The sequence below is a fragment of the Bifidobacterium longum subsp. infantis ATCC 15697 = JCM 1222 = DSM 20088 genome, assembly GCF_000269965.1.
GTDB lineage: Bacteria > Actinomycetota > Actinomycetes > Actinomycetales > Bifidobacteriaceae > Bifidobacterium > Bifidobacterium infantis.
Genome location: NC_017219.1, coordinates 1641256 through 1653252 on the forward strand (window position 1 = coordinate 1641256; position 11997 = coordinate 1653252).

Consider the following 11997-nt stretch of genomic DNA (forward strand, 5'->3'; position numbering starts at 1 on the left):
GTGTCATTGTATTTTCAGTCAGTGATGCGGGCAGTCGGTGATGCGATAAGTTTGCGTATGGAAGTCGCAAGTGACCGCAGTGCCGTCCGCGAATACCGAACGCTGCACCAGCGGATCATCATCCACGAACTCGTGACGAACCAGTTCCTGCATGCCGACCCGCTCATGGAATGCAGCGACCGTATGGCAGCGTTCGATGTCGTTTTCCGTGCGAGCGCGCTGTTCGTCGTCCATGTCGCCGTCAACGCCGATGTATGCGGCATCGCGAATCAGGTATGGAGCTCCGCCGTTGAGCAGGGCGTACAGCATGTAATCGTCGCCGTTCGCCACACGCTCCATCATCCATGGTTCGATAATGCAATCATGGTAGACGAGGTTATACAGCGGCACCGGCACACCTTGGCGCGGCTCGTTGGGTGAGCGCATCTGGAAGTCGTATGGCGCGTAATGGCAGAATATCAGGCTTGGCACTGCCCAGTCCGATACCTCTTCGGACGAGGAGAGGATGCCGTGCGAGAGCAGATATTCGAAGCATTCGGCGCGGCGGTCAAAGCATTCGCGGCGGGTCATGCGGTGTTCGGGGTTCGAGCATTCGTCGCCTTCGTTGCAGGTGAAAACATCCAAGTATGCACAGTCGAGCTTGATGCCGTGTGCGGCGATTTCGGCGAAATTGCGGCGCACGTAGTCCGGTGCGAGCTCGGCGCACAGGTAGGTCTGGTGGCCGCCCGCCCAGCGTGCGTGTTCGGGCATCGTACCGTCTGCCAGCCGAATCGCATTGTTGGCATCAAAGGTTTGCGCGGTGAAGTAGTAATCGCGGTACTGGTCATGCGTGCCGAAAATATCGCCTTGCTCATGGCAGGCGTCGACCAGCGACTTCATGCCTTCCCAGCCGCCTGCCTCCTGACAAGCCGGCAGATAGTCAGGGTGTGCGTTGTCGTATCCGGGCTGTGCCCAACCATCCAAGTGCATGTACAGTCGGCCTGCACCCATGCTGTGCAATGTTCGCATTTGCTTTTCGCGCTGCGCAAAGGTGACCAATGAATCGTTTTTCTCGGGGTGATCCTTATCGTAGTAGTACGAGTCGGGCTGTACTTTGGTTTTGATGCCGATGTGCACCCATGAACGACCAATCAGGTCACGCACGGAGGGATTGCGCGCCGCCTTTTCGGCGAGCGTACGCAAGCGACCTCGTTCATTGACGTACGAACGATAGGCCTTGCACACCGCCGTGTGATCGGCGTGGTCGAGGAACTGGTAGCGTACCACGCGGCGATAATTCATTGTGCCGAGGCTTGGCTCAAACCAAGTATTGATATGGGTGTACGGGCCATCGCTGGGATGGTCGATGCCGTAACCGGCATTCCATGGAGTTTCGCAGATGGCGATATACCCGTGTCCGTCTGCGCGGAGCTGCGCGAACCACGGCATGTAACCGCCAGCCGTTTCGAAGCGACCGTCGAAGGCGATGTCTTTGGTGCTCACGGCGGTAGGCCATGTGTTGGGGATCATCACACCTTGCTCATGGGTGATGAGCGTCGTGTCATGGTCGTCGGCGCAATCGAAGTCCATGGCTGCGGGCCACGTCACATTGGTGATGTTCAGGCCTTGCTCATTGAGCGGAATCCATTCGAAGAGCACATCGCCTGAGGCACGCTCCACCCATACATAGGTTTCAAAGGAGTATGCGCTGTGCCCAAAGCCGGTGAAGATGCTGCGAATGCCGGTTCCCGTGCCGGTTTCACGCTGCTCATGGGTGATGGAAGTGGCATCCGCGAACGCGAAGGTGCCTTGCGCGCATTGCAGGGTCGGCTTGAAATCAGCGCAGGTATTCCATTCGGCACCGTCGCGCGTAAAAGCGAACTGCATTGTTCGTTCATCGAATCGCACGGTAGTGCCGGATACGGTGAATTCCATAGTTAATGTGCTCCTGTATGTTCTCGATTGCTCCCGCTTACGGGAGCTCGCTCATATAACAAGATTAGGGGTGGTCTGCTGTTTGAGACCACCCCCAGTCGGCTTTGCCGACAGCCCCCGCCAGCGGGGGGCTAGCGCTGTCTGTTTATTACTTACTGCTTACTGCTTCTTGGTCAGTGCGGTGAACACTGGGCCGCCGCCGTAGTCGAATGCGACGCCGGAGACTGCGGAGGTGCTGGCTGCGGTGGCATTCTGGTTCCACAACGGGATAGCCGGAAGGTCCTGCAGCAGAATCTCCTCACCTTGCTGATAATACTTGTCGGCTTCCTCGGTGGACGGAGCGGAAAGAGCCTTGTCCATCATGGCATCGAAATCGGGGTTCTTGTAGTTGCCGCTGTTGCCGCCCTTGCCGTCGGCCGAACTGGAATCGTACAGCTGTATCAGATAGTTGTCCGCGGATGGATAATCAGGGCCCCAACCGCTGCGGTATGCGGAGGTCATCTTGCCTGAATCCACATTGGACAGGAATTCGTCGGAAGTGGACATCGGGATGCTCTTGGCATCGATATCCAGCGTGTTCTTGATGTAGTTGCAGATTGCCTCAACCCAGTTCTTCGCAGTGCCATCAGCATTGTACGCAATGCCGAACTCACCGCTCCACGGGGAGATGGCGTTGGCCTTGGCCCACAGTTCCTTGGCCTTGGACGGGTTGTACTTCAGTACTTCATTTCCCTTGAGTTCCTTGGAGTAGGCGCTGATTGGGGCTGCAAGGAAGTCGACGGCGGGCGTGGCGGTGCCGTGGAAGATCTTCTCGGCGATGGTCTTACGGTCGATGGACATGGAAATGGCCTGACGACGCAGGTTGCCTTCCTCGTTCTGGCCGAAATGTTCCAGCCATTCAGGAATGGTGAAGGTGAGCGTATTGCCACCGGGCTCGTTGTATGCCTTCAGCGACTTGTCGGATTGGAAGGAGGTAAGTGCGGTGTCAGGAATCGTGCTCGTGAAGTCCAGGTTGCCACCGCGTAGGTCGGCGTATGCCGAATCAGGCGAGGTGTAGATCTTGAAGTTCAGGCCATCGTTCTTGGCGACACGATTGCCCTTGTAGTCAGGGTTCTTCACCATTTCGATGCTGTGGTTGTGCTGCCAGGACACGAACTTGTATGGGCCGTTGCTCACTGGGTGCTGACCGAACTTCTTCGGGTCCTTGAACGCGGATTCGGGCAACGGCATGTAGGCGTGGCTGCCGGCCTTGACCGGGAATGCCGAGTCGGGCTGGCTGAGCTTGACATCGATGGTGTTGTCGTCAACGACGGTCAGGCCGCTCAGCGTGGCCTTGGGGTCCACGTCCGGCTTTTGCAGATCATCATAGCCTTCGATTGTGCTGAAGAAGCTGGCGCTGGCCTGCTTGTTGGCACTGTTGGCGGTGTAATTCCAAGCGTCTACGAAGGAGCGCGCGGTCACCGGAGTGCCATCGGTGAACTTCCATCCGCTCTTGAGCTTGATGACGTAATGCGTGGCGTTGTCGCTGGAGGTGATGCTGTCTGCTACCTCGTTGTGGATGCCGCCCCGCGCATCATAGGTCACCAGACCGGCGAACAGCTGGTCTACAACCTTGCCGCCACCGGCCTCAGTGGTGTTGCCGGGGAATAGTGGGTGTGCCGGCTCACTGCCGTACACGGAAATGATGTTGGAATCTGAAGCATTACTGGAATTGGAGATGCCGGTCGATCCGCAGCCGCTGAGCAGCATGACGATTGCCGCACCGGCCGCGACCAGTGCAGTGACATGACGTGTGTTCAAGAATCTCTCCCGAATATTTTGGCGTCGTCTTTTTGGCGACGAAAGGCACCATAGGAGCTTCATGTTAACCATGTATGCAATATTCTCGAAATATAGACATTACTGAAGACTCAAGGCAGTAATTAATCCCAGAAACGCAAAAATCCCCTCACGAAGAAGGGATTTTCATGTTTCTGTTTGGAAAGTATTCAGCGAGGCAGCATCATCGGACGCTGGCTGGCCTTAATCGGGGCCGGCAGCTCGCTCTTTTCCTTGGAGAGGTACTCGTCCACGGCTACGGCGCAGGAGCGGCCTTCGGCGATGGCCCAGACCACGAGGCTCTGACCACGGCCGGCATCGCCGCACACGAACACGCCGTCCTGGGAGGTGGCGAACTTGTCGTTGCGGGCGATGTTGCCACGCTTGTCAAGTTCGACGGGCAGCTGGTCGAGGATGGTCTCGGTGTCCGGGTGCAGGAAGCCCACGGAGATGAGGACCAGATCGGCCGGCAGCACGCGCTCGGTGCCGGGCTGGCGGGTGAAGGGGCCGTTCTCGCCGGGGGCCACAGAGACGACCTTCAGGCCGGTGACGTGACCGTGTTCATCGGCCACGAAGCCTTCGGCGGTGGTCGAGTTGTCGATGGTGACCTTGGCCTTCTCCTCTTCGGTGCCTTCGAAGTTCACCGAGTCGGTCGAGTAGATGTACTCGCCACCCTCTTCCATGGAGGAGGTCTTCTGGTAGGTGCGGGCGAAGGTCGGCCACGGGCTGTTGTCTGGGCGTGAAGACGGCTCTTTCGGCATGATCTGCAGCACGGTGACATCCTTCGCACCCTGACGGATGGAGGTACCAAGGCAGTCGGAACCGGTGTCGCCACCGCCGATGACCACCACGTGCTTGTCCTTGGCGGTGATGTCGTGCACCGGCTTGACGCCGAAGATACGGCGCGTGGCGTCGGGCAGGAAGTCGAGGGCGAAGTGGATGCCGTCCAGCTCGCGGCCTGGAATCTTCATATCGCGCGGCACGCGGGAGCCGATGGCCACCACGACGGCGTCGTAACGGTCACGCAGGTCATCCCACGTAATGTCCTTGCCAATTTCCACGTTGGTGCGGAAGCGGGTGCCTTCGGCCTCCATCTGCTTGACACGGCGGTCGAGCAGACCCTTCTCAAGCTTGAAGTTCGGGATGCCGTAACGCATCAGACCACCGATGGCGTCGTCCTTCTCGTAGACGACGACAGTGTGGCCAGCGCGGGTGAGCTGCTGTGCGGCGGCGAGGCCGGCAGGGCCGGAGCCGACGATGGCGACCGTCTGGTCGGTCAGACGCTGCGGCGGCAGCGGCTTGACGTAGTCCAAATCCCATGCCTGGTCGATGATGGTCTGCTCGTCAAGCTTGATCATGGTCGGCGGCTGGTGGATGCCGAGCACGCAGGCCTGCTCGCACAGGGCCGGGCAGATGCGGCCGGTGACTTCGGGGAAGTTGTTGGTCATGGACAGACGGTTGTAGGCGTCTTCCCACTTGCCCTGACGGACCAAGTCGTTCCACTCGGGAATCAGGTTACCCAGCGGGCATCCGGTCATGCAGAACGGGGTGCCACAATCCATGCAGCGGGCCGCCTGCGTTTGGGTCCACGGTTGCAGGCCGGTTTCGGCGTGAACGTCGAACCAGTCCTTGATACGCTCCTCAACGGGGCGTTCAGCCAACTCTCGGCGGGTACGGACCTTCAGGAATCCTCTCGGGTCGCCCATGTCAGCGCGCTCCTTCCATAACCTGCTCGTACACCTTTTCCCAGGCGCCGGGCGCATTGAAATCTACATTGTTGGCCTTGGCTTCTTCCATGGCCTTCGTCATGGCCACGAACTGCTTCGGCACCACGTGAGTGAACCGCTTGACGGTTTCGTTCCAGTCCTCCAGCAGGGCCGCGGCGAACTGGGAACCGGTCTCTTCGGCATGCTGCTTGACCAGTGCGTACACCAGCTTGGAGGTTTCGGCATCAAGCGACTTGAAGAGCAGTGCACCGGACTTGATGGCACTCGGGTTGACCTTCTTCATATCGAGGTCAAGCACATAAGTGTTACCACCGGAGAAGCCTGCACCGAAATTGCGTCCGGTGGGGCCGAGCACCACAACAGTGCCGCCGGTCATGTACTCGCAGCCGTGGTCGCCCACGCCTTCGACGACGAACGTGGCACCGCCGTTACGAACGCCGAAACGTTCGCCGGCGCGACCGGCCACGAACATCTGGCCGGACGTGGCGCCGAAACCGGTGACATTGCCGGCGATGACGTTGCTGTGCTTGTCGAAGGTGACGTTGTCTTCCGGGCGCACGATCATGCGACCGCCGGACAGGCCCTTGCCGGCGTAGTCGTTGACTTCGCCGTAGATGCGCATGGTCTCGCCGCGCGGGATGAACGCGCCGATGGACTGGCCTCCGGAACCGTGCAGGGTCATGTCGATGGTGTCGTCCGGCAGACCTTCCTCGCCGTAACGGCGGGTGATCTCGTAGCCGACCATGGTGCCGACCGTACGGTTGACGTTGCGAATCGGCATTTCGATGCGCACGGGTTCCTTGTGTTCGAGGGCCGGCTGGGCAAGTTCGATGAGGTTGTTGTCCAGCGCCTTCTCCAGCTCGTGGTTCTGCTCGGTGGTCTGGTGCAGAATCGTGCCGGGTACCGGGCCGGCCTGCTTGAGGACGTTGGACAGGTCGATGCCGCCGGACTTCCAGCGCTTGATGGCTTCGTTCTGGTCCAGGCACTCAACGTGGCCGATGGCCTCCTCAAGAGTCCTGAAGCCGAGCTGGGCGAGGATCTCGCGCACCTCCTCAGCGATGAACATGAAGAAGTTGACCACATACTCGGGCTTGCCCTTAAAGCGGGCGCGCAGCTCAGGATCCTGGGTGGCAATGCCCTGCGGGCAGGTGTTCTTCTGGCAGGCGCGCATCATGACGCAACCTTCCACGATCAGGGCTGCGGTGGCGAAGCCGAATTCCTCGGCACCAAGCAGGGCGGCGATGACCACGTCACGACCGGTCTTAAGCTCGCCGTCGCACTGGACGACGATGCGGGAGCGCAGGCCGTTCAGGATCAGCGTCTGCTGGGTTTCGGACAGGCCGATCTCCCACGGGGTACCGGCGTGCTTGATGGCGTTGAGCGGGGCTGCACCCGTACCGCCGTCATAGCCGGAGATAAGCACCACGTCGGCATGGCACTTGGCCACACCCGCGGCGATGGTGCCGACGCCGAACTCGGAAACGAGCTTGACGTGGATACGTGCCTTCGGGTTGGCCATCTTCGCATCGTTGATCAGCTGCTTCAGATCCTCGATGGAGTAGATGTCGTGGTGAGGCGGCGGGGAGATCAGCTCCACGCCCGGGGTGGCGTGACGGACCTTGGCGATCCACGGCGGGACCTTGGCTCCGGGCAGGTGTCCACCCTCACCAGGCTTGGCGCCCTGGGCGAGCTTGATCTGCAAATCGGTGGCGTGCACGAGGTAATCGGAGGTCACGCCGAAGCGGGCGGACGCAATCTGCTTGATGCGGCTGTAGCGCTGCGGATCATTGATACGGTCGTCGGATTCGCCGCCCTCACCGGAGTTGGAGCGTGCGCCAATCGAATTCATGGCGATGGCAAGCGTCTCGTGCGCTTCCTGCGAGATGGAACCGTAGCTCATGGCACCGGTGGAGAAGCGCTTGACGATCTCAGAGGCCGGCTCGACTTCGGAGATGTCGATCGGCTTGCGGTTGGTGTTGAACTTCATCAGGCCACGCAGGGTCATGAGACGGTTCGACGTGTCGTTGATGTGGTGCGAATACTTCTTGAACATCTGGTAGTCGCCACGATGGGTCGACTGCTGAAGCAGGAAGATGGCCTCGGGATCGTTGAGGTGATCCTCGCCGGTACGACGCCACTTGTAGTCGCCGCCCGTACGCAGGTTGCGGTGCGGGGATGCGCTCCACTGGTTCGGGTAGGCCACGCGGTGACGGATGGCCACTTCCTCGGCGATCTCGTCAAGGCCAACGCCGCCCACACGGGAGGTGGTGCCGGTGAAGTATTCGTCGATGACTTCCTGGCTCAGGCCCACAGCCTCGAACAGCTGCGCGCCACGGTAGCTCATGATGGTGGAGACGCCCATCTTGGACATGATCTTGAGCACGCCGGTGGAAAGCGCCTTGGTGAGGTTCTTCACGGCGGTGTCCGCGTCGACCTTGAGGTAGCCATTACGGGCCAGATCCTCAACGGATTCGAATGCCAGGTACGGGTTCACGCAGGCGGCACCGTAGGCGATGAGCAGCGCGACATGGTGAATCTCGCGCACATCGCCGGCCTCGACGGCCATGGAGATCTGCGTACGGGTGTGGTGACGCAGCAGGTGATGCTGCACGGCGGAAGTCAGCAGCAGGGACGGAATCGGGCCCCAGGTGTGGTTGGATTCACGGTCGGAGAGCACGATGAAGTTCTTGCCGTTGTCGATGGCCTCATCGATTTCGGCAAAGATCTCGGCAAGTCGATCTTCGAGGGCCTTGCCGCCGCCGGCGACCTGGTACAGGCCCTTGACCACGTACGGACGGTAGTAGCCGCCGAGGATGCGGGCCTTGTCGAGGCGCTTGAGCTGGGCCATCTCATCAGAGTTGACCACGGGCAGCGGGATGAGGATCTTCTTGGCGTGCAGTTCGGAATCGGACAGCAGGTTCGGTTCAGGGCCGATGGCGGATTCAAGCGAGGTGACGATTTCCTCACGCTCCCAATCCAGCGGAGGGTTGGTGACCTGCGCGAACTTCTGGGTGAAGTAGTCGAACAGCATGCGGCTGCGGCTGGAAAGCGCAGGCATAGGCGCATCGTTACCCATGGAACCGAGCGGTTCCTTGCCGGTGTTGGCCATCGGAGTGAGCAGGAGCTTCAGATCCTCTTCGGTGTAGCCGAAGGCACGCTGACGGCGCTGGACGGACTGTCCGGAGTGGCTCACGTGCTCGCGGCGGGGCAGGTCGCTCATTTCGACCGAGTTGCCTTCCACCCACTTGCGGTACGGGTGCTGGGAGGCGAGGGTCTTCTTGACCTCTTCATCGGGAATGATGCGGCCTTCGGCGGTGTCGACCAGGAACATCTTGCCGGGCTCAAGACGACCCTTGGACACGATGTGCTCCTGCTCGATTTCCGGAATCACGCCGGCCTCGGAGGCCAGAACGATGTAGCCGTCGTCGGTGAGCTGCCAGCGGCCGGGGCGGAAGCCGTTGCGGTCGAGCAGGGCGCCGACCTGGGTGCCGTCGGTGAAGACGATGTCGGCCGGGCCATCCCACGGCTCGATAAGCGTGTTGTTGTACTCGTAGAAGGCGCGCACGTCCGGGTCGAGGTCGGGGTTCTTCTCCCATGCCGGCGGCAGCATCATGCAGATGGCGTGCGGCAGGGAGCGGCCGGCGAGGTGCAGCAGTTCGAGGCACTCGTCGAAGGTGCCAGAATCGGAGTAGCCCGGGGTGGTGATCGGCAGCAGCGGCTCGAATTCGCCGAGCAGTTCGCTGCTCAGGCGGCCTTCACGGGCGGAGAGCCAGTTGCGGTTGCCCTGGATGGTGTTGATCTCGCCGTTGTGGGCCAGCAGACGGAACGGCTGGGCCAGCGGCCAGCTCGGGAAGGTGTTGGTGGAGAAGCGGGAATGGACGATGGCGATGGTGGCCTTCATGCGCTCGTCGTTCAGATCCTCGAAGAAGTGAGTGAGCTGCATGGTGGTGAGCATGCCCTTGTACGTGATGGTACGGGCGGACAAGGAGGCGAAGTAGACGCCTATCTCATGCTCGACGCGCTTGCGGATGCGGAAGGTCTTGCGATCCAAGTCCACGCCGGCCAGAGCACCGTTCGGAGAGGCGACCACGAGAGTCTTGAACCCCGGCATGGCGGCAAGGGCCTGCAGGCCAAGGCCGTCCGGGTTGGTGGGCACCACGCGCCAGGCGAGAACTTCGAGTCCCTCCTCGCGCACGATTTTGGCGATGGCCTGTTCCTGCTGACCGGAGGTTTCGATATCGCGGTCGAGGAAGGCGATGCCTGCGGCATAGTGGCCGGCTTCGGGCAGTTCGGCGGGCACGGTGGCACGCATGAACTCGTCCGGCATGCTCATCAGGATGCCGGCGCCGTCGCCCGTGTTCTCCTCGGCACCCACGGCACCGCGGTGGTCGAGATTGACCAGCACCTCGATGGCGTCAGTGACGATTTTGCGTTCAGGACGCTTGTTCAAAGTGGTGACCATACCCACACCACAGGCGTCATGCTCGTTGGCGGGATCATACATACCGTCCGGAGCGTGGACCGTGAGATCGAGCGGGGCTTTGAATGTCACCGGAATCACCTCAATTGGTTGTGGACACGTAAGGGAATCGTGTCTCTTCGTTCATTGCTGTTGACACAGTACCGTTGCTCCATGTCATTTACGTTTCGCGTGTCCATATTCCGAATCAGGCGATCCGCGACGATGACGGGCGGGACGTGGTCGGCCCGCTACAGGGCTTCGCCGCCGTCATACGCACGTTCGGAGGCGCGAAGACAGGGTTCGCCCTGCACCACTTCGACCTGCGAGGGCGGCATGCCGTCACCGGTGCGTTTGGCTTGGATCCGCTCGAACAGCATGCGGAAGGATCGCTCCCCCATGTCCAGGAAATTCTGCGTGTAACTGGTCAACGCGGGATTCCACATGGCACCGAAGTTGCGGTCGTCGAACCCCACGACGCTCACATCATCGGGCACGCGGCGCCCGACCTCCCTCAGGCCTCGGATCACGGCCACGGCGATCTCATCGTTGTCGGCGAAGATCGCGGTCACCTCGTCGCGTCGTCCCAGGACGCGACCGGCCTTGACCGACTCATCCAGATCATCGTCGGGCACGATGATCGGATCGGGCGCCGCGATGCCACGTTCCTCGAGCGCATCGCGCCAGCCGTTGGTCCTGGTGTTGGCGGTCGGCCCCGCCGGGCGCCCCACGTGAAAGACGGTGCGATGCCCGAGATCCAGCAGGTGCATGGTCATCCAGCGGCCGCCATCCCTTTCGGCGTTGATGATCTGATAATCGCCGTCTCCGAAACTACCGCCCACCACGACCATCGGCATGTCTTTGGGAATGTGTTCGAGCGCGGCGATGCCGGCCCGATCATATTCGTAGACGATCACTCCGGCCGGCCTGATCGACAGGCCCATGCGCACACGCGCCTCGACGGATTCCATGTCGGATTCATCCAGGGAAACGATGTTCAGCAGGAACCGGCGCCTTCGCGCGGCGGCCTCCACGCCATGATTCGTTTCGGATGTGGAGAAAGCGGATGGGTTGGCGGCGAACACCACCACGGAATCCATCTCCCGGTTCGATAAGGCACGCGCCACGATGTTCGGCTCATAGCCCAACTGGCTGATGGCTTTGGCGATGCGTTCGCACTTGTCCTCGGCGACGTTGACGGTGCCGTTGAGATACCGGGAGACGGTCGGTGCCGAAACCCCGGCCAACTTGGCCACATCCTTGATCACCGGTCTGGTGCGGCCCGTGCTTTTCGCCATCCTCATCTCTCCCGCCATAGCCGCCGGACATGGACGCCGTCATGCACCCGCGTCCCGGTCACGAATCCTTGGTTTTCCGCGTCTCATTGTAGGCCATGGCGCGGAGGGCGACGTATGGGCCGGATGCGCCAACGAGCGGGAAACGCCGAGGGCGGAATTTCGCTCTTGCGTTTGTCATCGAACCGCGCTATTCTGAAACCGGTTTCAAAAGGAAGCCGATATATAACTCAAAGCCACAAGGCTTTGACCAACGAAAGGAAACATGATGTCTTTCAAGGATTCCATGATGCGCGGTCTCGCTATGTACGGCATGAGCTCCACGACCCAGTACGGCCGCGCCAACGACACCATCCTCGCCGACCTGATCAACGAAGCCAACAAGAGCGCTCGCTGAATCGACGGGACGCACGCCTGACGACGGATGTCGCATCAGGACCCGAACGTCATCGACAGCAAGGAAACAACAGGAGCAAGGCCGTTTTCGGCTCTGCATGAACGAAAGGCAGTGACTATGTCCTTCAAGAATTCCATGGTGCGCGGTCTCGCCCTCTGCGGTATGAACTCCGTCGCCCGCGCCGGATACGCCGACAGCAAGATGTTCTCCGACATCATCGCCGGCACCGATAAGGACGCCCGCTGAACCGCCGCGGACGATTCCCGTTCAGACAACCGATAATTCAACACAGTGATAATCAAACACAGTGATAACTGAATGACAATCGGACAACGAAGTCCACTTCTCTCTCGCCCCCATGCCATGTGTCCGGGTAGGCGGCTTGAC

General features: G+C 60.7%; 7 protein-coding genes. 2 read left to right on the forward strand and 5 right to left on the reverse strand.

The window, feature by feature from the left end:
- Positions 1-18: 18 nt before the first annotated feature.
- The 5 genes from BLIJ_RS07670 to BLIJ_RS07690 all read right to left on the reverse strand — a co-directional run bounded on the left by BLIJ_RS07670 (position 19) and on the right by BLIJ_RS07690 (position 11216).
- Entirely contained in the window at positions 19-1914 is a 1896-nt protein-coding gene (locus BLIJ_RS07670; protein ID WP_012577799.1) for a DUF5696 domain-containing protein, read from the reverse strand.
- Between the two features lie 159 nt (positions 1915-2073).
- Positions 2074-3714 (reverse strand): peptide ABC transporter substrate-binding protein, encoded by a 1641-nt coding sequence (locus BLIJ_RS07675; protein WP_014484941.1) that lies wholly within the window; start codon positions 3712-3714, stop codon positions 2074-2076.
- A gap of 188 nt (positions 3715-3902) precedes the next feature.
- A complete protein-coding gene (locus BLIJ_RS07680) occupies positions 3903-5438 on the reverse strand; it encodes a glutamate synthase subunit beta (RefSeq protein WP_012577801.1) in 1536 nt (511 codons plus the stop codon).
- A gap of 1 nt (position 5439) precedes the next feature.
- Positions 5440-10011 (reverse strand): glutamate synthase large subunit, encoded by a 4572-nt coding sequence (gltB, locus tag BLIJ_RS07685; protein WP_014484942.1) that lies wholly within the window; start codon positions 10009-10011, stop codon positions 5440-5442.
- 158 nt (positions 10012-10169) lie between these two features.
- On the reverse strand, positions 10170-11216 hold the full coding sequence (locus BLIJ_RS07690) for a LacI family DNA-binding transcriptional regulator (RefSeq protein ID WP_012577803.1): 1047 nt from the start codon (positions 11214-11216) through the stop codon (positions 10170-10172).
- 262 nt (positions 11217-11478) lie between these two features.
- On the opposite strand from BLIJ_RS07690, the gene BLIJ_RS15195 reads away from it, so the two are divergent.
- Both BLIJ_RS15195 and BLIJ_RS15200 read left to right on the forward strand, forming a co-directional pair.
- Positions 11479-11610: a hypothetical protein gene (locus BLIJ_RS15195; RefSeq protein ID WP_256755803.1), complete on the forward strand. Its 132-nt coding sequence runs from the start codon at positions 11479-11481 to the stop codon at positions 11608-11610.
- A gap of 117 nt (positions 11611-11727) precedes the next feature.
- The gene (locus BLIJ_RS15200; RefSeq protein WP_014484945.1) at positions 11728-11856 is read left to right on the forward strand and encodes a hypothetical protein; all 129 of its coding nucleotides are present in this window, start codon (positions 11728-11730) and stop codon (positions 11854-11856) included.
- Positions 11857-11997 lie beyond the last annotated feature (141 nt).